Genomic DNA, 23,984 nt, shown 5'->3' with positions numbered 1-23,984 from the left:
TCTGGTATTGTGTTATAATAATATTAAAGTAGTTCAGGAAGTAGATACATATGAAACAGTTTGTCAAATTGTTCTCGAAAAACTCACTTTTATTGTGGTGGTTGACGATTTTGAATCATCTAGCTTTAATGATTTATATTTATCATAGGATCCCTCTGGACTTTTCGACAGATTTTTCCTTGCAGATGGTTTTATTGCTGATTATTGCTTTAATTGTATTTAGCTATATTTGTAATATTGTGACCTTTCGGTATAGTGAGTTGAAACTTTGGTTGCTCCTGATGATGTTTCTCATTAGCTGGCAATCCATATTTAATCAAGGAGTTGCGAGCACCCTGTTGCACTTTTTTGATATTCTTCATCCGCTCAACTCTTTTTTATTGCTGTATAGTTCTCTGTCTATTATCTTTCTGGGAGAGAAAATAGGAGAAGAACTGTTGAGTGTGTCCTTTGTGTTGACACTAATCACCATTAGTTCATATCTGTTAAGTCCTTCAATTTTTCTATTTCTGTCCTTGTTTGCGTCTTTCTTTTTAAACCTTGTTCCCTTGATTTTACTGATTTTATATCATAAAGAGTTGAAAAGTAAACTCAAGTATCAGAGACGAAATTTGTGGATATTAGCTTTGATATTGCCTCTTTCTTATTTCTTTTTGTATATCAATACGACGGGCTCAGGAGTGATGAACCTAGTCTGGTATCTGGAAATTGTTGGCATTTTAGCTTTTTTACACTTCAAAACAATTATCAGCTCTTTTCAAAAAAAGGTATCAGAGTTAAAATTGTCCTATATAAAAGCTTTTTCACGCTTGTTTTTACTGGTTATGTTTTTGTTAGTAGGCATTTTCATCATCTTTCGTCTAGATTTAAACACGAGCTTTTTGGTCTTGAATATCATGTTACTATTGTTCGGGATTTGTTCGGAAGAATTAATTCGCCTCTTTCGTTCTGCTGAAATGCTAGATTCTAGGGATTATGTAAAAGTTCTCTTTTTAAAGCGTAACCGTATGGTGAAAAATCTGCTGGCAAATGAAGATACAGAACAACAGTTCTCCGAATTTCTTCACAATGAAATCCTGCAAAATGTTATGGCAATAAAAAATTTCAATAAATATAGTAGTAATCAAGTTTTTGGTGAACAGATCAATCTGGTAACAGAGGAGTTGGTTCAGCGGATTCGTGAGCGGATGGATTATTATCAGCCAATGGTAGAAACAGACGAGCAGTTAGACATCCAGTATCAAGGGCTGATTAATCGGATTGTCAAACGCTATCACGCAGAAAATGAAGTAGTCACACAGTTTCCTGCCCACTTTAGGCTTTTATCTCCTTACGATAAAATTGCCTATCGTCTGGTTGAGGAGTTGGCGACCAATGCCGTTAAGTATGCTAGTGGTGGAAGGATTTCTTTGAAGATTGATGTGCATGATGACGCTATTTTTATCATTTCTGAAAATGACTGCCTTCAAACAGAAAAATCCTTAGGTTATGGCTTGAAAAATATGTCTAATAAAATTAGTGTTTTAGGTGGTCAAATGCAGATTTTTGAAAATAATAAGAGATTTCGTGTAGAAATTACTCTCCCGATTGATAAGGAGTTGTGTTATGAAAATTTTGTTAATTGATGATCATAAATTATTTAGCCAAAGTATCAAGATGATTTTAGAGTTATCGGAAAACATTAAAAAGGTCCAGTTAGTGGATAATTTTTCGACTATTTCGGAGATTGCTTTTAATGACTACGACATTATTTTGATTGACATCAACCTGACGAGTCTGTATCAAGATGATGGGCTGACCTTGGCACAAGAGATTATCGATAATGGTTGTTCTAGTAAGGTTGTGATTTTGACAGGTTACAGTAAAAAAATGTATGAACACCGAGCTAAAGTTATGGGGGCTTATGGCTTTCTGGACAAAAGTGTGGACCCAGATGAGTTGGTGAAAAAACTGGAAAAGATTTATTTAGGTGGTAAGGTCTTTTCAGATGAAGTGATGGTAGAGGTGCTAACACCACGAGAAATCGAGATACTAGAACTGGTTAGAAATGGCTTGACCATTGATGATGTCTGTGACAAGGTCTATGTGAGTAAACGTACAGTTTCCAATCACTTGGCCAATATCTTTTCAAAATTGGGAGTGACTAACAGGCAGGAGGCGATTCACATCGCTGAGCAGTTGGGCTATTTTCCACCAGATTAAAAAGTTGCAGAAGATGCAGCTTTTTTAATTTATTTACAAAAATTGCACATATTACTCATTCTAATAAACAGTAAATTTGATAATCTATTAGTAATTAAGGAGGAAATCATTATGTCTATGATATCTGAAAAATGGTTTGTATAAAAAAATTTATCAGACGGATTACTAATTTTGTAAGTTATATTGGCCACCTTCGGGTGGCATTTTTACTTCTGTGATACTTTTTTCAAGCTTTATCTGGTATTCTTGACTTAGTTTTTATAGAAAGAAGGTCTAAGATGTTAAATAAAGTCAAAACTAAAGCCTTAATTAGTGTTGGAACAGTAGCTGCAACTAGCTTTATTCTCATGATGGGATATACTGCTGGTCAACATTCTACTGCTAAACAAAGTTGCAAAGAGATTGAATTGGCTGAAGCTAAACTTGTAGAGGATAAACAAGCAGAAGAAAAAGCCAGCATTTTGTCATCAGATACTGTATTAGTGCCCCAAATTCAAGAGAAAATTCGTCAGATAGCATCTCCAATGGATGCTGCTTTAGAGGGACGTAATCGTCAAAATCCCTTGAGACCAGATTGGGAAGAGGTCAAAAATAAAGTGATGCTCCAGGCCCTTCGAATGAAATTTAGCCAAAATCCAGAAATCGCGAAAGAATTGCTCGCGACAGGAGATGCCATCCTCATCGAACATACACAAAATGACGACTACTGGGCTGATGGGAGAGATATCACTGGAAAAAAACAAGCTAGGCCTTCTCTTAATGTAAGTAAGGGAAGAGTTGAAAAACGCTAACCTGTAAACTCTCCTCTAGCTATTCCACCTATTTCATGCTAGAATAAAGAAAAACACATTTGGAGGCATTATGAATCAGACAGTGACTTATTTGCAGGAATTGACAGCCATTCCTTCACCGACCGGTTTTACACGGGAGATTGCAGACTACTTGGTCAAAACCATTGAAGGCTTTGGGTACGAAGTAATTCGGACTGCTAAGGGTGGCGTGAATGTGACCGTGCCTGGTGTGATCACAGACAAACAACGCTATGTCACAGCCCATGTGGATACCTTGGGGGCTATTGTCCGCGCTGTGAAAGCAGATGGTCGACTCAAGCTGGACCGTATCGGTGGTTTCCCTTGGAATATGATTGAAGGGGAAAACTGTACAGTCCATGTGGCTAATACAGGAAAGACCCATTCTGGGACGATTTTGGTTCATCAGACTTCTTGCCATGTCTACAAGGATGCGGGGACTGTCGAGCGGACCCAGGACAATATGGAAGTCCGTCTGGATGAAAAAGTGACCAATGAAAAAGAAACCCTTGCCCTTGGCATTGAAGTGGGTGATTTTGTCAGCTTTGATCCCCGGACCATTGTGACAGACACCGGCTTTATCAAATCTCGTCACTTAGATGACAAGGTGAGTGCGGCGATTCTCTTGAATCTTCTGCGCGTGTACAAGGAAGAGAAGATCCAATTGCCAGTAACGACCACCTTTGCCTTTTCAGTCTTTGAAGAAGTGGGGCATGGGGCTAATTCTAGTATTCCAGCTGAAGTGATCGAATACTTGGCAGTGGACATGGGAGCTATGGGAGATGACCAAGCGACGGATGAATACACGGTATCCATCTGTGTCAAAGACGCTTCTGGACCATATCACTATGAGTTCCGTCAGCATTTGGTGGCTCTTGCAAAAGCCCAAGAAATCCCTTATAAGTTGGACATCTATCCTTTCTATGGATCAGATGCCTCTGCAGCCATGAGCGCAGGAGCAGAAGTCAAACATGCCCTTCTTGGAGCAGGGATCGAATCTAGCCACTCATATGAGCGGACTCACTTGGATTCTGTAGTCGCAACAGAGCGCATGGTCGATGCCTACCTCAAGAGCGACTTGGTAGATTAAAAATAACAACTATATTACGTAGTGGTTTAGATTGAAGAGAGAGTTATTTTAGAAACTTTCCTTGGATGAATACGGACGTCAGCGAACTTCTCCGAAGTTCCATGACTTAGTTTTGAACCTAAGGTTTCAAAACTCCCGAGTGCTTGAAACGTACTGTTTCAAGCACTTTTCTCACTGCGGAAAGTTTCAGTATACTTTTGTTTGGATCTAAAATCAATGATTTCAATTATTATGTATCACTATGTCACTTGATTTTAAAAGGATTTGATTCTATTCAAAACTACTCTTCGGAGTAGTTTTTTCATAAACTAAAATTTTCTGAAAATTCCTTTTCTTCTGAAAACCTTTGTGGTATAATCTTAAAATAAACTTAAAATTTCTTAAGGAGTTTTACATGAAAAAAAGAAATGTCATTGCACTTGCGGGAGTTGCCCTCCTTTCAGCAGGTATCCTAGCAGCTTGTTCGGGTGGTTCTAAATCATCTAGCTCAAGCAACGGTCAAAAATTCTCATATGTCTATGAGACTGAGCCAGAAAACCTAAACTATATCACATCTGGTAAAGCAGCAACCCACGATATCACTGGAAACTTGATTGATGGTTTGTTTGAAAATGATAAATACGGGAACTTGATTCCATCTCTTGCAAAAGATTGGACAGTTTCGCAAGATGGCTTGACTTATACTTATAAACTTCGTGACGATGCTAAATGGTATGATTCAGAAGGCGAAGAGTATGCGGATGTAACAGCTAAAGATTTCGTCACAGGGATCAAATATGCGGCTGATAACAAATCAGAAATGCTCTACATCATCCAAGATTCTATCAAAGGCTTGAATGACTACGTCAGTGGTAAAAATAAAGATTTCTCAGCTGTAGGAGTAAAAGCAGTTGATGATCATACCCTTCAAATCACTTTGAACCAACCAGAATCTTACTGGAACTCTAAATTGACTCTTGGGATCACTTTCCCTGTCAACGAAAAATTCGTGAAATCAAAAGGGGATAAATTCGCTCAAGCAAGTGATACTAGCTCCCTTCTTTACAATGGTCCTTACATCTTGAAGAGCTTTACTTCAAAATCTTCTATCGAAATGACCAAGAATGAAAACTACTGGGATAAAGACAAGGTCTACATCTCAGATGTGAAATTGGAATTCTACGATGGACAAGACCAAAGTAAATTGGCTAAATCATTCGGTGAAAATGCTCTTAGCTTAGCTAAACTCTTCCCAACTGGATCTGGATACTCAGAGCAAGCTAAAGAATTCAAAGACGAAATCACCTACACTCCTCAAGATGCTGCTTCTTATGTTATTGGTACCAACATCGACCGTCAATCTTACAAACACACAGCTAAGAAAACCGATGAAGAAAAACAATCTACTAAGAAAGCTCTCTTGAACAAGGACTTCCGTCAAGCGATCAGCTTTGCCTTCAACCGTGAAGCGTATGCTGCTCAATTGAACGGAAAAGACGGAGCAAGCAAGATCATCCGTAACCTCTACATTCCACCAACATTTGTCCAAGCTGATGGTAAGACCTTCGGTGAAATGGTAAAAACACAATTGGATACCTATGGAGATGAGTGGAAATCTACTAAACTAGATGATGGTCAAAACGGTCTCTTCGATGCGAAGAAAGCGAAGGAAGAGTTTGCAAAAGCGAAGACTGCCTTGGAAGCAGAAGGTGTGAAATTCCCAATTCACATCGATATGCCTGTGGACCAAACCACTCCATCAAGAGTTCAACGGGTGCAATCTTTCAAACAATCAGTTGAAGAAGCGCTTGGTAAAGAAAATGTCATCATCGATATCCAAATGCTTTCGAAAGAAGACCTTCAAAATGTGACCCTCTTTGCGCCAAATGCGGCTGGCGAAGACTGGGATCTCTCTGATAATGTTGGATGGAGCCCTGACTACCAAGACCCATCAACTTACATGGATATCTTGAAAGCTTCATCTGGTGAAAATACTAAGACTTTCCTTGGATTTGACCCAAGTGAAAACAATGAAGCAGCTAAAAAAGTTGGTCTGTACGACTTTGAAAAGATGATCAAAGATGCTGGTGCAGAAACACAAGACGTCAACAAACGCTATGAAAAATATGCGGCTGCGCAAGCTTGGTTGACTGATAGCGCCCTCGTTATGCCAACTTCTTCATCAACTGGACGTCCATTCTTGACACGTATCGAACCATTCTCAGCTCCATTTGCATGGACTGGTGGTAAAGGAAAAGACCACGTGATCTACAAAGGAATGAAACTCCAAGACAAAGCTGTGACAAGTGCTGATTACAACAAAGCCCTTGAAAAATGGCAAAAAGAACAAGCAGAGTCAAATAAAAAAGCACAAGAAGATCTTAAGAAACACGTCAAATAAGGATCGATAACCGAGGCTGATGCCTCGGTTTTTTGTGGGATCATTTGAATATCTATTTGATCTAAAAACGCTTACATAGTATAATAGGAGTGTTGATTACAAAAAGTGAGGAGATTGACATGAAAAAGAAAACAATGGTTTCCATTGTCGCATCGAGCTTACTGATCGCGCCGATGGTCTTGCATCAAGTAGCAGCAGCAGATGAGCAGACAGAAGAGCTAGCCCCATCGACAGAAGTGGTCCATGCTCCATCTACTGAAGCAAGACCGACAACAAGTGACGCAAGTACTGTCACTAGTGAAGAAGCTGTAAGTTCAAATGAGGCATCACTGGATCGGACGGCAGTTGCAAATCAAGCAGCACCTGCTACAGAAGAACACACAAGACAAAGTGAGCCTACGGTCCCAGTAGCAATTCCAGCAGCAACAAATAGGGAAGCTACACCTCAATCCGCTCCTCCTTCAGAAGCTCCGGCAACAGCCCAGGATTTGGCCAAGGTCACAGGTAGCACCCTTGCAGCGGATCAGGCCTCTAAAGAGTTGACGGTCCAAGATGCTGTTAATGGCTTGCTTCAATGGGCAGCAACAGATCCTAGCCAATTGGGCCAAAGCCAAGCAGATCGCGAACGCTTTGCCAAGAGTTTAGGCTTGATTGAAAAATCTGATGATCTGACTCGTAAGGTTAGTCAGCCAGAATTGGCCAAGATGTATGAAACAGCTAAGAAACTCTACGATGCCTACCGGGCTGAAAAGAAAAGTCCTCTCTTTTTAAATGGTCGTGCCCAGCCTATTTTCCCTTATACGACGGGAGAAAAAGCAGACCAAGACTACAAATATGAGGACAGTCAAATTGTTCGCTTCCCTGTCTATGTCGAAACGGACTACGATACCGATGCAGATGGCAAGCCTGACTTAGTCAAAGCCATTGTTCAATTACCAAAAGCCGTAGCACAAGGCGATTTTAAGGCAGCCACTATTCTCGAAGCGCGCCCTTACGTAGCGGGGACGCTCGATGAAAACTACGTGACCCTTGAAAGTCTGGGGCTTCCAACGGATGGTAGCTACGACATGAAGAAACTGCACAGCCAACCTGCAAAGAGACAGCCAGTAAGCAGTGAAACAACAGTAGAAGCAGCCAAAAAAGCCAAGGCTTCGGATTGGTATTACTACAGTCCCTACGAGTATATCTATGACTACGAAGATCTCAACTGGTACGACTATTTCTTGGTCAGAGGCTATGCCTTTATCTCTAGTGCTGGGCTTGGTACCAAGGGATCAGAAGGATTTAATACAACAGGATCTGATCTCGAAATCAATGCCTTCAAGAATATTATCGAATGGGTCAATGGCAAGCGCAAGGCCTACACCGATAAGACTAGCAATGTCGAAATCAAGGCAGACTGGGCAACAGGAAATGTCGCAATGACCGGTCTCTCTTGGGCTGGAACCACGACCTTTGGTGTGGCGGCAACAGGCGTAGAAGGCCTAAAGACCATCGTTCCAGCTGCTGGGATTGCCTCTTGGTATGATTATTTCAATAGCCAAGGGACCCAATTTGGCAATGCACCTTATAGTGATCTTTCGTGGCTCTCCCTCTACGTTAGCACTCGGATGCTGGATCAAGACGACTGGGCAGGGATTTGGCAAAACTATGCCAACTACATCAACCAATTGAACAAGGACCAGTATGCACATGATCGCAACTACAGTGATGTCTGGAAGGAGAGGGATTATACCCTTCATCCGGAAAATCTCAAGACCAGCGCGCTGATTGTCCATGGCTTGAATGATGACAATGTCAAAACCAAACACTTTGAACTCATGTACGATGCCCTCAAGAAAGCGGGCCAAGATGTCAAGCTCTATCTCCACCAAGGAGACCACGTCTATCCAGCTGCTATGTCCCGTGGATACGGCATCACTGCCAAGGGCCAAGATTTCTATGACCTACTCAATACTTGGCTGACCCATTACCTCTATGGTGTGGACAATCACGTCGAAAGCTTGCCAGCGGTTCTAGCTCAAAACAACTATGATCCAAGTAAGTGGACCAGCTATGATAACTGGAAGAGCAGTCAACGTCTCTTCTTGAATGCTCAGTCGAAACGCTTGGAAGAAACCATTTCAAGTGACTATGCGGCTGCGGGTGTTGAGATCGCTAATCGTAATGAAACAGTCAGCAAAGCCTCTTCTAAGGCTAATCTGACCTTTGTTTCTGATGTCACTGAGGACACTACGATCAAGGGCCACATTCCCGTTCATTTCAAGGCAGCTGTTGCCAAAGGTCAAGGAAAGAATTTCCAACTCAATGCCCTCTTGGTAGACGTGGCAGATGAGGACTTTGACGTGGTAGGAAATGGTAGCGTCAAGCAAGATAAAACAGCAGACGGTTTCTGGATGGGAAGCAATTTAAGCAACTTATCTGTAGCCGAATACGAAACCATCAAGACCAAGTACAAGGTCATCGCAAAAGGGTGGATCAACCTGGCTAACCCTGAGTCTGGCTACGATTCAGCAAGCTCACGAGCTAGCATCGAGCCAAAAGTTGGGGAATACCACGATTACACGGTTTATCTCCAACCAAATCTCTATACGGTTAAGAAAGGTCACAAGTTAGCTCTAGTCTTTAACACCTATGACCCGTCTGATTTAACGGTGGAGCATCCCTATGAAGTGACCTTCAAGACAGATTCTATCCAGGCTGCGATTCCAATTGTTGAAAAGACCCGCGCCCAAAAGGCAGCCTATGTACCAAGTGCAACAGATACTGACTATGCGAAATTGCCAGAAATAGAAGGAGCTGCTCTAGTCGCTCCAGAAGTGCACTACAAGGAAGAATATAGGCTTCCAAGTCCAGAACACCTTGTCCAACCAAGCCAAACTCTTCCTGAAAAAGATGGACAGATGCAAACAGGATCAGCAAGACAAGAGCAATCTCATCTTACACTAGCTGTATCTTATGGACCTCAATTTGTTTCACAAGGATTTGTAGAAGATCCTCAAGAAGTGACTCCTGCAGTAGGAGGAGAGCAGGTAGACCATACCCTTCCTCAAACAGGGAGCAAAGACCATGCTCTGGGTCTCTTAGGTATGATCAGTCTAACAGCTTCTAGCCTCATCTTTTGGCGCAAAAAGAGAGAAGATGCCTAAGGAGTCCCCGTAGCAAATATTTCTAAAATGACATCTTTTAGTGTAAAATAAAAGTAGAAATGCAGAATCAGTAGTCACTACTGAAAAAGGAGGAAATATGGCACACGTAATCACAGATGCAACTTTTGAACAAGAAACCAGCCAAGGCCTTGTCTTGATTGACTTTTGGGCAACTTGGTGCGGTCCATGCCGCATGCAAGCTCCAATCTTGGATCAGTTGGCAGAAGAAGTACATGAAGATGATTTGAAAATCTGTAAGATGGATGTCGATGAAAATCCAAATACAGCACGTCAATTCGGTATCATGTCGATCCCAACTCTTCTCTTTAAAAAAGATGGACAAGTTGTCAAACAAGTGGCTGGAGTTCATACGAAAGCCCAATTGAAAGAAATCATTGCAGAATTGAGCTAAAAAGAGAGAGTGGGACAGAAATCGGTAATTCGTTAGAATTCGATTTCGTCGTCCCACCTCCGCACAGTTGAGTAGGGCTGTAAAAGCTGATGAAATCAGCGTAGTAGAGCCCACTCAACCACTGCGTCATGCAGTTATTTCTATCAAATATCGAAGGCTGGATAATTTTTCCAGCTTTTTTTGATGCTCTTTATTTCTTTCAAATAGATGTGACACCCATTGACAGCGCTTTCTTATAGTGCTAAAATGAAGCTGTATTTCCTATAAAATTTTTACAGGAAAAAATTCTCCTAGGAAGATGTAGATCCTAGGAGAACATTACATATAAAGGTTATTGCCCCTCTGTATTTTGGGCTACCCAGACACTGACGGAGCGCTCTGCCACTGGGAATTCGGCAGTACCGTCTTCTTGGACTTGGACGGTTTCGTTACAATTTTCTAGGACATCATAGTAGGTGAGACCTGCGTAGGATGAGCCGATCTCCATGATTTTTGTAGCAGCTTGGTTATTGGAAATCAAGCAGGCGATTGGTGCTGATTCTTCTGTACCTGAACGTGTCCAACCGATGCAATTAGGATCATCGAAGTAGTCTGTTTGATCCCCGTAGGCCAGATCTTTACGAACCCATAAGAGGCGATCGAGGACCTCTTGGAAACTTTCTTGCGCAAATTTGCCCTCGATACCGTAGTAGTCTCCATAGAAGACACAAGGCAAACCAGCTTCACGAAGTAAGATCAAAGCATAGGCTGCAGGCTTAAACCATTCTTCAATGGTAGATTCCAAGGCTTGCCCTCGTTGGGTATCATGGTTGTCTACAAAGGTTACGGCCTGTTCAGGATGATGTTGCATTAGTGTTCCATCAAAAATAGTTCGAAGGTCGAAATTTTCACCCTCCTGACTAGCTCTGAAGAGGTTTTGGTGGAGGGCTACGTCGACCAGGTCATACAGGTAATCAATGCTTTCCAAGTACTCATCGTTAGTTTCTGTGTCGCCATTCCAAAATTCACCAAAGACGTAGAAATCTTCACCATACTTTTGGGTAATATTGTGGATGAAATTCTTCATAAAGAAGGAGTCGATGTGTTTGACCGCATCCAGACGGAAGCCCTCAACCCCTGTCGTTTCGATAAACCATTCAGCCCATTGATCGAGATTTTCTACAACCTCGGGATGTTTGAAATCGATATCGGCGTACATGAGGTAATCGTAGTTTCCGTTTTCTTTGTCTACCAGATCTCCATGAGCCCAACCTTTGTTGTCCCCTTGGATTTGGTAGATCCCATTCTTATTACGTGAAGCATCGTAGTCCGTACCGGTGAAGTGGTACCAATGCCAGTGGAAGTCATTATAGGCGCCATTTCGGCCATCAAAAGTAAATTTGGTCCATCCTTGAATGGTGAAGGGCTCAGTGAGAACCTTGTTTCGATCCATCGGATCGACCTCAACGACCTCGAATTCTTCTAGGCCATCTGCAGCAGCTTTGTGGTTAAGAACGACATCGGCCATTGGTTGAATCCCTGCATCTTTGAGGGCTTGAATGGCTTGAAGATAATCTTCTTTGAAACCATATTTGGTGCGAACCGTTCCTTTTTGATCGAACTCGCCCAAATCAAAGAGGTCATAAACCCCATACCCAACGTCATTGTTAGAAGTAGCTTTAAAGGCAGGTGGCATCCAGACTTTATGAATACCCAAGTCTGCTAAGTGTTGCGCATCTTCAGCAAGACGCGTCCAGTGGTTCCCATCAGCGGGCAAATACCACTCAAAATATTGCATTAAGGTTTGATTTTCCATCGTTATTTCTTCTTTCATGTGAATGTCCCTATTTTACCAAAAATAGTTGGATGCGACAAACGTTTGCGCTGGAAGCAAGCCCTTTCTGGAAAAGAAATCGCATACATGAAAGAAATGAAGTAAGAATATAACATAATAGAGTCGAGCCCCGCTAGGACTGACTTTGAAAATGGTGAAAGGAGACCATTTTATGAAAAAAACAACTCTTGTTTCTCTACTCGTTGCAGGTTTACTGATTAGTCCTGCTGTACTCGCCCAGCATGTGCAAGCAGACCAAGTAAGTAGCACAACTACTGAGGAGACGGTGACTCCTTCTACGGCAAGTCCTGAAGTTACTGAAACAGTGACCTCAACACAAGGATACACTAAAGAAATCGTACAGCCTGAAAAAGTGGAAGAGGTTTCAGAAACTAACAGACCAACCACTTCGCCAACCGCTCCGACAACTACTCAGACGACTGAGCTACATGAAGAACCTGCGTCAAGTCCAGCGGTAGTGATCGCCCCAACTGTTGAGCCCACTCTATCCAATCAGCCAAGCCCTGTGCCTGCGACGCCTTCTGTTCGTACTCAAGAGGTGAGCGAAACTCCAAAAGTAACCCAAGGAGACTTGGCTGAAATTACTGGTGCAACTGTAACCGACCAGGATCGTGAAAAAGAAGTCACAGTGACGGAAGCAGTCAATCAACTATTGAACTGGGCTTCAACCAAGGAAAATCAAGTCGGATCTACTGATAAAGACCGATTAGCTTTTGCCAAGAGCCTAGGGATGGTCAAGGAAGGAGTGGAGGGATCCGCTCCAGTTACTAATCTCACTTCAATGGTTGATGTAGCCAAACAGCTTCGTGCCGCTTACCGCGCAGACAAGAAGTCACCTCTCTTTTTGAATGGCAAAGCACAACCTATTTTCCCATTTACGCCAGGAGACGATCCGGAGCATTACTCCTATGACAAGAGTGACATCGTCCGCTATATTGTATATGTGGAAACCGATTATGATACGGATGGAGACGGCAAGCCTGACTTGGTCAAAACCTTTGTGCAGGTGCCAAAAGCTGCTGTCAATGGGGACTATAAAGCTGCGACCATCTTTGAAGCCAGCCCTTATGTAACAGGAACGACAGAAGAGCGTACCTTAGAGGGAATTGGTCTCAAAGAAGGTGGAAACTTCGATATGGCCAAGCTCTATGAAAAACCTGCCAAACGCCAAGCAACCAAGACTGTTACGACAGAAGAAGTAGCCAAAGCGACTGATCCAAAGGATTGGTACTACGTCAATCCGCGTGAAAGCTCTGAAGATTATACGCATTATGATTACGAAAATCTCAACTGGTACAATTATTTCTTAGTTCGTGGTTATGCAGTGGTGACCAGCAGTGGTTTGGGCTCAAAAGGATCAGACGGGATCAATACGACCGGCTCTGACCTTGAAGTCGCAGCTTATAAAAATATTGTTGAATGGCTCAATGGCAAACGCAAAGCTTACTCAGATAAGACTAGCAACCAGGAAGTCAAGGCGGACTGGTCCAACGGAAACGTCGCCATGACTGGTTTGTCTTGGGCAGGTACGACAACATTTGGTGTAGCTTCTACTGGGGTAGAAGGCCTCAAGACCATTGTGCCAGCTGCAGGGATTGCTAGTTGGTATGACCATTTCAACAGCCAAGGATCTCCTCTTGATACCGGAGCTTCCAATGACCTATCTTGGCTATCTGTCTATACCTCAGGTCGAATACTTGATAAAGAAGATTGGGACAAGGTCAAGGATTACTATGCAGCCTATATTACCAAGCTCAATGAGCTCCAACACAAGGATGGTCATAATTATAACGAAGAATATGCCAAACGCGACTACACGCTCAACGCAGCAAACTTGAAAGCAGCCCCTCTCATCATCCAAGGGCTCAATGATGACAATGTTAAACCCAAACATTTTGAACTCATGTTAGAAGCCTATAAGAAGGCGGGAATCAATGCCAAGGTCTTGCTCCACCAGGGCAATCACATCTATCCATCTACTCGTTGGTCAGGGACAGAAGTCGCAGGCCAAGCCTTTAATGACCTGATGAATCTCTGGTATAGCCATTACCTCTACGGTATTGAAAATGGGATTGAAAACCTTCCACAGGTAACGGCTCAGGACAATCTAGATCCAAGTAAATGGCGTCGTTTTGATAAATGGGATACCAACAATGCCATCTCTGCTCGAATCTACTCCAAACGGGAGGATGTGACAGTAACCGGTGATTACTATGGTACGGGAAATAACTGGACTACACGTAACCAAGATGCGGCCTTCCATTCCTCAGAAGTAGCGGCTTCCTATGCAGCACCAGTCGACCAAGATGTCACCATCAAAGGCCATATTCCTGTGCATTTTAGCGCTGCTTTTGTCAAGGGAGACAAAAACCATGCCCATGTCAGTGCGACCTTGATGGATGTCTCAGACGAAGACTTTGATGTGGTCAAAGAAGAAATCACCTATGACAAAGACGGTTACAGCACACGCACATTGGACAAGGAAACGATCGATGAGACAGGCTACTGGAATGGTAGCAACCTTGAAACCTTGCCTCTCAAACGTTACAAGACCCACAAGGTTAAGAGTGTGGTGATTGCGCGTGGTTGGATGAATTTGGCTAATCCAGCATCTCGCTATGACTCAGCAAGTTCTAGTCATTCTATTGATCTGAAAGAAAACGAATATCATGATTACACCATGTATCTGCAACCAAATCTCTATACAGTGAAAAAAGGCCATCGACTGGTTTTGAGTTTGCACACCTATGATCCGGATTACATCTATTTTGCAGATCCTTATGAAGTGACCTTCAAGACAGATTCTATTTCTGCAACGATTCCAATCGTAGAAGACAGTCGGTCTCTCTTGTTCCGTTATCAACCAGGTGAAAAAGATACAGAGTATGCGTCATTGGCAGATCGGATCTTGCCAATTGCAACCATTCAACCAAAAGTAGATCCTGAACAAGACCCAAGTCCAGTAGATCAAGCAGAAAAACCATTTGTTCCAAGTAATCTAATGACGCCAACCAATCCAGCTACTTCTGAAATTCTTCAAAAACCAAGCCACGGTCGAGATCCGATGGACTTCCGTAAGGAACAAAAAGAAGAGGCGGCACAAGAATTGGCTCAAAGAGCTGATAAAGATAAGATAGAAGCGACAAGCCAACCAAGCCTTCCAAAAACAGGTCAAGTAACAAGCCCTTGGACTCTCTTTGGCTTCCTAGGACTCATGCTCACCAGCCTGTTGTCACTTGGCAAAGCTCACAAAGATGAATAATAGAAAAGAAGGATGGAGAGAAAGTGAAAACCACCAATAGAGAGAGCATCGAAACAATTTTTACCGAAGCCTTGGCGATTCCAAGCTTCACCAATACTGAGACCGAGCAAGGAATTGAGGCCTACCTGGATCAACGGCTTGCCCAGACCCCCTATTTCAAGGAACATTCGAACCAGTTTGGGCGCTATCAGGTGCCACAGGATCACTTGCATCGGTCGGTCAATTGGGCCTTGGTCGATAAGGGCAAGAGAAACACAGTTATTCTTTTCCACCACCATGATACAGTCGATCTAGAAGACTATGGAAATTTAGCAGGGATCGCACTCGATTCTGATAAAGTAGCAGAAGCCTTGAAAACACTGGATATGCGACCTGATATGCAGGAAGATTTAGCTTCTGGGGAGTGGAAATTTGGCAGAGGGTCTTGCGATATGAAAGCAGCCCTAGCCCTGCAATTGGGGGTTCTGGAAGCCTATGCAGCAGACCCCACAGAAGGTCAGGTCAATCTGCTCTATCTCTCTGTTGGAGACGAGGAATCCTATTCACGTGGGATGCGGGGAGCTTTGGGCCTCCTCACAGATTTGCAGGAAAAGTTTGATCTGAATTATGTATTGGCAGTGGATTCAGAGCCCTTTGAATCGGAAGTAGGAAAAGAAAAGGTCCTTCACATTGGCACAGTCGGCAAACTCATGCCAGTCGTTGTGGCGCAAGGCGTCTTGTCCCATATGAAGGAGCCCCTTAAAGGGATCAATGCCTTGTCGCTCTTAGTAGCCATCGCAAGTCAGCTAGATCTTCATCCCGATCTGGCAGATCAGGCGTTGGGAGAAACGTCTCCCCTTCCTTCTTGGTCCTATCTCAGAGATTTGAAGGAGCAGTACGATGTATCGACCGTGCTGTATGCGGCTGGTTATTTCAGTGTATTGCATTTGAAGAAAACACCTCAAGAGCTCTTGCAACGAATCTATGAGCTTAGTCAGGAGGCCTTGGATGCCTTTTACAAGAAGTATGAGCACTTGCAGGATAAGGCTGGCCAAGACCATATGATTGCAAGGCCAAAAGTCATCACCTATCAAGAACTAGAGGAACGATGCCAAGCCATAGAAGGTTACCAAGCTTTTAGGGAAGCTTCTAACCAAAAAGCGGAACACGATTTTCGTAATGGGACCAGCTACCAGAGCCTTGCGATTCAGCAAATCCAGCGACTCCTTGAGTTTCTCGGAGATAAGGATCCTATGGTGGTCATCGGTTTTGCGCCCCCCTATTATCCTTCCATGAATTGCCGCTTTTTAGACAATACCGATTTCAATATTGTGTCCCTCATCACTGATTACCGCGAGTATCTGGACACAAGAGGTTACCTCTTAAAAGTCGAAGAATACTTTATGGGGATTAACGACACCAGTTATTGTGCCTTGGAAAAGGATGTGGCCTCTTATCAAGTCGTCTTGGATAGCCTAGCCACACCAGCTCAGGTCTATGATCTGGATCTGAAAAAAATTGCCCAAATTCAGGTTCCAGCAGTTAATCTAGGACCATGGGGTAAAGAATTGCATAAGCGAGGAGAGCGGGTCTACAAAGAAGACTTCTTGGAGACCATTCCAAACTATCTGCTAGAATTGCTCTACCATTTCGATGATCGCTTATCAACAGAATAAGAAAAACGGTCCCAATGAGGATCAATTAGGGAGTTAACATGATTACATTTCACGGAGTTACCAAAGATTACGATGGGCACATTGCCCTCAACCACTTGGATCTGACCATCGAGGATGGGCAAATTGTCGGCTTGATTGGTCACAACGGAGCTGGAAAGTCCACAACCATCAAGAGCCTGGTCAGTGTCATCACCCCAACCACTGGTTCCATTGAAGTGGATGGTCAGGACCTCTATAGCCATCGACTGGCGATCAAAAAGAAGATCGGTTATGTGGCAGATTCGCCAGATCTTTTCTTGCGTCTCACAGCCAATGAATTTTGGGAGTTGGTTGCGACCTCTTATGATATGAGTCAGAAAGACTGTGACCAACGCTTAGAGGAGCTTCTTAGGATCTTTGATTTTCAGAGCCACCGCTATGAAGTGATTGAATCCTTTTCACATGGGATGCGCCAGAAGGTCTTCGTCATTGCAGCCCTCTTGTCCGATCCAGATATCTGGGTCTTGGACGAACCAATGACCGGTTTGGACCCACAGGCTTCTTACGATTTAAAACAAATGATGCGCCAGCATGCGGATCGGGGCAAGACGGTTATTTTCTCTACCCACGTTTTAGAAGTAGCCGAACAACTCTGTGATAAAATCGCCATTCTCAAAAAGGGTAATCTCATTTTCTATGGGACGATCGAGGAATTGAAGGGCCAACATCCCGAACAAAGTCTGGAAAGTATCTATCTCAGCCTAGCGGGTCGTAAGGAAGAAGGTGGCGATCATGCGTCTTAAGATCATCCAGCAGCTGGTCAATGTTAATATCATCTATGCCAGTCAGCCCGCTCAGATCGCAAAATTACGTGCCAAACAGGCCAAAAAACCGGACGTCAAACTCAATGTTGCCCGCAAATCGGTGCTCAACTATCTCTTTTTAGGCCTGGTCTATTTCCTCATATTTGGCTTGCTCTTTAGCATCTATGATTTTGTGAACCAACCAGCCTTCTTTGTCAATATGGTGGCCCTTTTTTCCTTGATGACCATTTCCCAAGGCTTTATGAGCTTTTACAATGTCTTTTATGAAAGCAAGGACCTCCAGTTTTACCGGCCCTATGCTTTCTCAGATGCGGAAGTCATTGCTGGAAAGAGTATCTCGGTCATCCTGACCCTTCTCATGGCTATCCTTCCCTTGATCAGCTATTTTCTGATCCTGCCCGTCCAAGCAGGCGGCTTCAATCCGTTAGGGATCCTGCTAGGCCTCTTTTGTGCCTTAATTCTCTTAGGCGTTCTCTTTTTAGCGACGATCATCCTATCCCATCTGATCACCAAGACTTTGTTTTTCAAAAAACACACGACCCTGGTCTCCAACATCATGGTCGGAATTGGTTCCCTTCTGAGTCTAGGAGCTTATCTCTATCTCAATCTAGTCCAGACTCATCGAGTAGAAGTGTCGGGTGGCGCAGATATTCCCATTCTATTTCCACCTTTTACGGCCTTTCATCAATTCATTCTCCATCCTTTTGATGGAGAAGCGATCCTAGGCCTCTTGGGCTGGCTCCTGGTCCTTCTGGTCTTGATCGGCCTGGTTCTCAAAATCGTGATCCCGCAGTTCTATGATGCGGCCCTTGCAGTTGCGACCAACCAAACCGTCAAAGAGCGCGTGAGAGTGCTCCATGTGGGTCAGAAAGACTCCTTTAGACGATTTGTCATTCAGTATCATCGCAGACTCTTGAGCGATGGAACCCTTATGGTACAAGTCCTTTTGATGATGAGCATTCTGCCATATATTTTCCTCCTCAGTGGAGCAGCAGGAGCATCGAAAAATATAGGAGGCCTCAGTCCTTACTTGACGCCCCAGTATCTGGTACCACTGACCCTTGTTGCCATCTTGATCGGTGTTTTCAATAGTTTTGGAGGCTTGACCAGTATCGGTATTTCGCTAGAGCGCGAAAACTTTGAATACTTGAGATCGCTCCCTATTGATTTCAAACGCTATCTCTTTATGAAATTTTGGTTGCTCTATCTGGTGCAATCCATTCTTCCTGTCATTCTTCTAGTTGGCGTTTGTCTCTATTTTGGCGTCCATCCCTTGGCTATCCTTGCCATGTTACTGATCTGGGTTGTAACGACCATTCCGATCTGCATCCGAGACTATGTCAAAGATTTTCAGAACTTTAGCACCAATTGGACCAATATCACAGAGTTGATGACCCGTCATCGTGGGAATGCAGTTCTTCAGTCTATCCTCTTGATTGTCTTTCTCTTTGTGATGTTTCTCCTGATCATTGTCAGCTTCATTTGGACCTATCATTCCGTCAGCACCCTGCTGGCCGTGATCCTTTATAGTGTCATACTGCTAATTGGAGCTGGGATCAGCTATACCATTTACCGCAAAAAAATCCGTACCCTCTACCAAGAGATCGGAGAATAAAAAAAGAGAGTGGGACAGAAATCGGTCATTCGTTAGAATTCAATTTCGTCGTCCCACCTCCGCACAGTTGAGTAGGGCTGTAAAGCTGATGAAATCAGTGTAGTAGAGCCCACTCAACCGCTGCGTCTTGCTCGACAATCCAAAAACAATTGAGAGGCTAGGACTTTTGTCCTAGCCTCTTTTAGTGGTAACTTAAATTTCATACCCCATGAGGAGGCCGCCTTCTTCGGCGTAGAAACTACAAAGTCCAGAAGTAGGAAGGACTTCGATCATTGCATGGGCAAATTTTTCACGAACCAATGCAGAGAATTGCTCAATAAATTTTTCATTGTTGCGGTGGGCGATGGTGATATGACCGCCAGCATAACCCGCCTTGATCAATTCATCAAAAGCAGCTTTGATCGCTTTCTTTTGGCCCCGAGCTTTTTGGAGCAACTCAAGAGTACCGGTCTTACTAGCTTCCCCGACCATACGGATATTGAGGAGTCCGACAACAGTCCCGATCAATTTGCTGAGACGCCCATTTTTGACCAGATTATCAACCTTGGCCAAAACAAAGAGCAACTTCGTCTTAGACTGGTAGGTCGTGATCACATCGACTACTTGATCAAAATCGAGGCCTTCAGCGACCAACTGATTGAGCTTGCGAACGATCAGGTCCACCTCACCCCCAGCTGACAAGCTATTAATGACGTGGATATTGGTATTCGGATGCTCTTCTAGATAAATCTTCTTGGCCACCTCAGCACTATTGTAGCTACCTGAAAGGGTTCCAGTGATGGTCACAACGACGATATTTTCAGCTCCTTCAAAGGACTTCATATAATCATCGGGACTCGGACAGGCAGACTTAGAAGCAGTCGTAGTCGCATACATCTCTTCCATCATCTGATCGATATTGAGTTGGACATCATCTGTGTAGATAGTTTCTCCCACTTGGATGGTCAATGGGACACTGACAAACTCCGTATCCGGTGCCAGATTGTCCAAAGAGCGGTAGTCACAGCCTGAATCCGCAATAATTTTCCATTTCATCAGTTCATACCTCATAATTGTATAAAAATGTACATTGACAAGTAGTATGTCTTCTTTTACAATTATATCATGAAGTACAATGCTATCCAAGCAGATATCATCAGGTGAGACAGATAGAAAGTAAATGTTATGGCAGAAAGAAAAATATCCGAGAAATCCTTGGAAAATCTCAAACGATTTAACCGAGAAAACAATGCGATTACACGAGAATCCATCGAAATCTCTCTCCTGCAATTGTTGGAGAAAAAAGATCTGAAAAAGATCACCATCTCTGAGCTGGTTCAGCGTGCGGGTGTCTCTCGCGCAGCCTTTTACCGTAATTATGACTCCAAAGAAGAGATTCTAGAGTCCATCTTTCAATCTAGTATCGCAAAGATTACCAAGTCTTTAGATGGCTACAATCTCAAGACAGACCTTTACCAAGTCTGGGTCTACCTCTTTAAGGAAGTCAAGAAAGAAGCCAAGATCATCAGTCTAGCTATTGATTATAATTTCGAACGGCTCTTGACCAAGGCTGTTTATGATTTTTTAGAAAAAAGAAATGGCAGCTCCTCGAATGGCGCTGGCAGCTACCTCAATTCCTTCTGGAGCTCAGCCATTGTCTCTGTCATCTCCAAATGGATTAAGGATGGTATGAAGATCCCCGCCGAGAAGATCGCGACACTTGGTCTGCCCCTCTTTCCACAAAAGAAGAAGTAAACACCACCGAGAGGTGGTGTTTTTTCTTGCAACTATTTCCAACTAGTGAGGAAGTTGCCCCAGTCGCAAAATTTCGGTATGATGGTAGGAGTTAACTACGAGCGTGGAGGTTGAAATGAAACGAGTGAATAAGAAAGTAGTAGGAGTGCTAGTCCTTTTAGTAAGTATAGGCTCTTTCTATATGTGGAAGCAAGTTCAAAAACATGAAAAAACGAGTCAGCAAGAAACCGAGCAGAAATATATTGATGCGAAAACCGAGAAACCTACAATTCATGTTTTTGATGACAATAAATTTGTATTTGTTGCGCAAAAAGATGGGATAGGTGGGATAGCATTCGGTCAAGACTATATTTCAGTTTTGGATGTCCATCAAAAAGAGATCAATCAAAGTATGATTGATAGAGAGAAAAATGGTTCACCTAAAATTGCAAAAGATGAGTATTTTAATATTATTTCTTATGATTTGAATGCTTCTGGCTTTCCAAGTAAAAAGACGGAAGTATATCAATTATTAGGGAAAAAAGAGTATCGAGGTGCGTACGATATCAGTCAGTATTATGCTGATAACAAGGATTACATACCGGTAACTTTGTATAAAGTTGGAAATAATGATAGTAGAAAAATCATAGTTGATATTACGAATCAAAAAATTGAAAATCTTGAAAATTTTGAGGATAATGGAAAATCAACTTTTTCTGCCGCTGAGCAGGAATTGTCAAAAGGGAATGTATATAATAACATTCGACAAGCTATGAAAGAGAAGTACCATTTGAAATTCACGGCTGGTTATATTGATACCTTACTTTCAAAAGAAGATCGTGAAAAGATAGATATCTCCAATACAAACTTTGCCCAAGACTATCCGGAAATGGCTAAGGATATAAAGGATTTAGCTCGTTTATATATGAGACCTAAACAGTACTCAACCAAAGAGTGGTTTGATACAGTTCTTCATTGGTTTGCACCAAAGGGGCAGGACGTGTTAGAGGTCTATGCGACGGATCCAAAGACTGGTGAGAAAACACAAATAAAATCCTACGATGAACTGCAGGTTTGGTCTGCTAATCATACAGACTAGAAAGGGTAAGAAATATTATGAAAAGAAAAAGTGTTATAGTAACACTAGTATTAGTAACTTTGTTACTGATTTGGACGAATGTCTGTCAAAGTTTTCCTCAAAGCAAAATCAAATGAGTTTGATATGAGGTTGATAGGATACACGTCATATCTCAATAACAACAAAGGAGATTTATGGTTAAAGATTATAAAGAACTAAGAAGACGATACAATATTCCAGTGATAGTCCTATTGGTCATTCTAGCCTTACCGTTTTTAAATATCGTGCAAGTGACCCAAAGTAAAAGGATCGCGACTATTTGTTTTTTGATTTACTTACTGATGGAGCTGATTCTAGTTATCATTAAAGATACTCTTTTAGTCAAAAAGTTGAATAGTCTTATCTATCAGGATATAAATCTTGACTTGATGGCAAGCTATATTCTGAACCAAAAAAGAAAGAGTATCAAAACTATTAAAGCGCGTGTACAGTTTGCCACTATTTTCTATTCCTATAGGATTGGTGACTTTGCTGCCATCGAAGCAGTTGTAGACGAACTCAAAAATAATCAAAAGTTTACAGATGTTGAACAAGTAAAATTAAACGAAATTCTATTGAATGCAAACTTATTTTCAAGGCCAGATTTGAAGGAGGATGAGTTTGAGGAGTTACTAGCTAACTATTTGGCAGATGTTGAACCACTCAAGATGGCATACAGAGCTCGCTATGATCTACTGGTCAAAAAAGAGTCCAATGATGCCGTTCTAAAGGAAGTGACAAACAACAAGTTCTCACAATTGGAATCTATGTATCTGAAGGCAGTCAATGAGTACCTCAAAGGGAATAGAAATAAGGCAATGGAGCTATTTCGTACCATTGCGAAAGAAGATGAGGGATTGTATCTGGTCCGAATGGCTCAGGCCTATCTAGATAGTGAAAACTCGGGAGAAAAGAGTGTTTCGCTTGATACGAGACAAGAAGAAGTTACTTTGAAATTATTGCGAATGAAGCTGGTAGAAGTCAAACCAGCTAAATCAACTAAATCCACAAAAGGACTTTCTTTTTTCAAAGGCTGGAAAATTGCTTTACTGTTAATCCCGCCGTTTTTATTGTATGCGATGGTCTTAGTTGTAATAGCAGTCTTCAAAAAAATAGGGGCATTCGTTCTCTCGAAATCTGGAAAATAGGTGAAATATTCTTATATTCAGAAGTACACATAGAAAATAACTGAATAGAAGCAAGGTGAAAAATCAATGGAATTAAAATTTAAAAATTCAAATATGACCTGTTTTCAGATTGTCCAGATAGATCAAGAATCGAAGAAGTATATCATGGATACGAGTACAATGAGACCTAAGAGTTACTACTGGGGAATTAAAACAGATACGATTACAGTGGATATGGTGGAGATCGAAAAGAATAACAATCATTTCGAAATTAAGCCCACAACACCTGTCAGTACGACAATGGCAGCCATCATTGTCCAACCAATTGTCAAAGTTGGTTATGATGTTCTAAAGCGGCTTTTTATTCAAAACAATCTTAGTGAGCAAGTGTTATTAAAGTTATTGCTCTTTGCAATTTCAATGCTGATTTCTTATTTTGCCATTCTGATTTCATTAAAGTTGGCCCATAAAAAAGCAGATAAATGGATTCCTAAAAACAGTCGTAAATACACAGTTACCTTTACAACTATTAAGAAAAGTAACGGAGGAGTATATCCTTTAGTAGGGGTAATTTTCATTTGTTTACTTTTCTTCCTTGGTGAAAATAATGGAACTGAAGGTGCTTTTTTGGTAATCAATGGAATCGTATGCTTATTCTTTTTCATGTTTACTCTAGGAAGTTTCCCAATTGCTCTTCCCTATAAGCAAGGTCAAATTGTTCTTGAAAACATAGAAGAACAGTAGAAGTTTTGTGATATCGTAGAAGTTACATAATTGGCAAATACCATTAATTCAGAAAGTGATCGAATAAAATAA

General features: G+C 42.3%; 16 protein-coding genes and 1 pseudogene. 15 read left to right on the top strand and 2 right to left on the bottom strand.

The annotated features are described in order from the left end of the window. Positions 1–50 precede the first annotated feature (50 nt). The 7 genes and pseudogenes from LPB220_RS06885 (at position 51) to trxA (ending at position 10,042) form a co-directional block, all read left to right on the top strand. Entirely contained in the window at positions 51–1,625 is a 1,575-nt protein-coding gene (locus LPB220_RS06885; protein WP_070587247.1) for an ATP-binding protein, read from the top strand. Beyond that, positions 1,606–2,202 (top strand): response regulator transcription factor, encoded by a 597-nt coding sequence (locus tag LPB220_RS06880; protein WP_070594964.1) that lies wholly within the window; start codon positions 1,606–1,608, stop codon positions 2,200–2,202. The genes LPB220_RS06885 and LPB220_RS06880 overlap by 20 nt, the downstream gene beginning before the upstream one ends. 278 nt (positions 2,203–2,480) lie before the next feature. Continuing rightward, positions 2,481–2,867: pseudogene (locus LPB220_RS10935) on the top strand (NADAR family protein); the annotation flags it as partial. Positions 2,868–3,063: 196 nt separating this feature from the next. Continuing rightward, positions 3,064–4,101, top strand: a complete 1,038-nt coding sequence (locus LPB220_RS06870; protein WP_150906287.1) for a M42 family metallopeptidase — start codon at positions 3,064–3,066, stop codon at positions 4,099–4,101. Positions 4,102–4,495: 394 nt separating this feature from the next. Then, positions 4,496–6,481, top strand: a complete 1,986-nt coding sequence (locus LPB220_RS06865; RefSeq protein WP_150906286.1) for a peptide ABC transporter substrate-binding protein — start codon at positions 4,496–4,498, stop codon at positions 6,479–6,481. Positions 6,482–6,600: 119 nt separating this feature from the next. Continuing rightward, positions 6,601–9,630, top strand: coding sequence for a CocE/NonD family hydrolase (locus LPB220_RS06860; protein WP_150906285.1), 3,030 nt, complete (start codon positions 6,601–6,603; stop codon positions 9,628–9,630). A gap of 97 nt (positions 9,631–9,727) precedes the next feature. Beyond that, positions 9,728–10,042, top strand: a complete 315-nt coding sequence (gene trxA, locus LPB220_RS06855; protein ID WP_003002728.1) for a thioredoxin — start codon at positions 9,728–9,730, stop codon at positions 10,040–10,042. Positions 10,043–10,373: 331 nt separating this feature from the next. Here the strand turns inward: trxA and LPB220_RS06845 are convergent, their stop codons facing one another. Then, a complete protein-coding gene (locus LPB220_RS06845; protein ID WP_150906284.1) occupies positions 10,374–11,855 on the bottom strand; it encodes an alpha-amylase in 1,482 nt (493 codons plus the stop codon). A 172-nt stretch (positions 11,856–12,027) separates the two neighbouring features. Between LPB220_RS06845 and LPB220_RS06840 the strand changes: the two genes are divergently transcribed. From LPB220_RS06840 to LPB220_RS06825, 4 genes are read left to right on the top strand one after another with little or no spacing between them, the layout of a single operon-like run. After that, positions 12,028–15,138 (top strand): CocE/NonD family hydrolase, encoded by a 3,111-nt coding sequence (locus LPB220_RS06840; protein ID WP_150906283.1) that lies wholly within the window; start codon positions 12,028–12,030, stop codon positions 15,136–15,138. 23 nt (positions 15,139–15,161) lie between these two features. Further along, positions 15,162–16,793 carry a M20/M25/M40 family metallo-hydrolase gene (locus LPB220_RS06835; RefSeq protein ID WP_150906282.1) on the top strand — a complete coding sequence of 544 codons (1,632 nt, stop codon included), beginning with the start codon at positions 15,162–15,164 and terminating at the stop codon, positions 16,791–16,793. Positions 16,794–16,831: 38 nt separating this feature from the next. Beyond that, positions 16,832–17,575 carry an ABC transporter ATP-binding protein gene (locus tag LPB220_RS06830; RefSeq protein WP_003010968.1) on the top strand — a complete coding sequence of 248 codons (744 nt, stop codon included), beginning with the start codon at positions 16,832–16,834 and terminating at the stop codon, positions 17,573–17,575. Further along, on the top strand, positions 17,565–19,211 hold the full coding sequence (locus LPB220_RS06825; RefSeq protein WP_150906281.1) for a hypothetical protein: 1,647 nt from the start codon (positions 17,565–17,567) through the stop codon (positions 19,209–19,211). Before LPB220_RS06830 ends, LPB220_RS06825 begins: the two co-directional genes overlap by 11 nt. A gap of 192 nt (positions 19,212–19,403) precedes the next feature. Here LPB220_RS06825 and LPB220_RS06815 read toward each other — a convergent pair whose 3' ends face one another. After that, positions 19,404–20,246, bottom strand: a complete 843-nt coding sequence (locus tag LPB220_RS06815; protein ID WP_023918400.1) for a DegV family protein — start codon at positions 20,244–20,246, stop codon at positions 19,404–19,406. Between the two features lie 129 nt (positions 20,247–20,375). Between LPB220_RS06815 and LPB220_RS06810 the strand changes: the two genes are divergently transcribed. The 4 genes from LPB220_RS06810 (at position 20,376) to LPB220_RS06795 (ending at position 23,912) form a co-directional block, all read left to right on the top strand. Further along, the gene (locus tag LPB220_RS06810) at positions 20,376–20,945 is read left to right on the top strand and encodes a TetR/AcrR family transcriptional regulator (RefSeq protein ID WP_003010925.1); all 570 of its coding nucleotides are present in this window, start codon (positions 20,376–20,378) and stop codon (positions 20,943–20,945) included. A gap of 115 nt (positions 20,946–21,060) precedes the next feature. Beyond that, the gene (locus LPB220_RS06805; RefSeq protein WP_070587256.1) at positions 21,061–22,023 is read left to right on the top strand and encodes a hypothetical protein; all 963 of its coding nucleotides are present in this window, start codon (positions 21,061–21,063) and stop codon (positions 22,021–22,023) included. A gap of 173 nt (positions 22,024–22,196) precedes the next feature. Beyond that, positions 22,197–23,189: a hypothetical protein gene (locus LPB220_RS06800; RefSeq protein ID WP_150906280.1), complete on the top strand. Its 993-nt coding sequence runs from the start codon at positions 22,197–22,199 to the stop codon at positions 23,187–23,189. Between the two features lie 66 nt (positions 23,190–23,255). Then, positions 23,256–23,912, top strand: coding sequence for a hypothetical protein (locus LPB220_RS06795; RefSeq protein WP_150906279.1), 657 nt, complete (start codon positions 23,256–23,258; stop codon positions 23,910–23,912). The last annotated feature ends 72 nt before the right edge of the window (positions 23,913–23,984 follow it).

Source organism: Streptococcus sp. LPB0220, from assembly GCF_008727815.1.
In the GTDB taxonomy this organism is placed as follows: domain Bacteria; phylum Bacillota; class Bacilli; order Lactobacillales; family Streptococcaceae; genus Streptococcus.
Note: the sequence above shows the minus strand (reverse complement) of the source record. Positions and strands in the feature narration are given on the sequence as shown.

Excerpts from the sequence above, each read along its gene's own strand:
- LPB220_RS06885 (WP_070587247.1), top strand. The coding sequence starts at position 51 with ATGAAACAGTTTGTCAAATTGTTCTCGAAAAACTCACTTTTATTGTGG.
- LPB220_RS06880 (WP_070594964.1), top strand. The coding sequence starts at position 1,606 with ATGAAAATTTTGTTAATTGATGATCATAAATTATTTAGCCAAAGTATC.
- LPB220_RS06870 (WP_150906287.1), top strand. The coding sequence starts at position 3,064 with ATGAATCAGACAGTGACTTATTTGCAGGAATTGACAGCCATTCCTTCA.
- LPB220_RS06865 (WP_150906286.1), top strand. The coding sequence starts at position 4,496 with ATGAAAAAAAGAAATGTCATTGCACTTGCGGGAGTTGCCCTCCTTTCA.
- LPB220_RS06860 (WP_150906285.1), top strand. The coding sequence starts at position 6,601 with ATGAAAAAGAAAACAATGGTTTCCATTGTCGCATCGAGCTTACTGATC.
- trxA (WP_003002728.1), top strand. The coding sequence starts at position 9,728 with ATGGCACACGTAATCACAGATGCAACTTTTGAACAAGAAACCAGCCAA.
- LPB220_RS06845 (WP_150906284.1), bottom strand. The coding sequence starts at position 11,855 with ATGAAAGAAGAAATAACGATGGAAAATCAAACCTTAATGCAATATTTT.
- LPB220_RS06840 (WP_150906283.1), top strand. The coding sequence starts at position 12,028 with ATGAAAAAAACAACTCTTGTTTCTCTACTCGTTGCAGGTTTACTGATT.
- LPB220_RS06830 (WP_003010968.1), top strand. The coding sequence starts at position 16,832 with ATGATTACATTTCACGGAGTTACCAAAGATTACGATGGGCACATTGCC.
- LPB220_RS06825 (WP_150906281.1), top strand. The coding sequence starts at position 17,565 with ATGCGTCTTAAGATCATCCAGCAGCTGGTCAATGTTAATATCATCTAT.
- LPB220_RS06815 (WP_023918400.1), bottom strand. The coding sequence starts at position 20,246 with ATGAAATGGAAAATTATTGCGGATTCAGGCTGTGACTACCGCTCTTTG.
- LPB220_RS06810 (WP_003010925.1), top strand. The coding sequence starts at position 20,376 with ATGGCAGAAAGAAAAATATCCGAGAAATCCTTGGAAAATCTCAAACGA.
- LPB220_RS06805 (WP_070587256.1), top strand. The coding sequence starts at position 21,061 with ATGAAACGAGTGAATAAGAAAGTAGTAGGAGTGCTAGTCCTTTTAGTA.
- LPB220_RS06800 (WP_150906280.1), top strand. The coding sequence starts at position 22,197 with ATGGTTAAAGATTATAAAGAACTAAGAAGACGATACAATATTCCAGTG.
- LPB220_RS06795 (WP_150906279.1), top strand. The coding sequence starts at position 23,256 with ATGGAATTAAAATTTAAAAATTCAAATATGACCTGTTTTCAGATTGTC.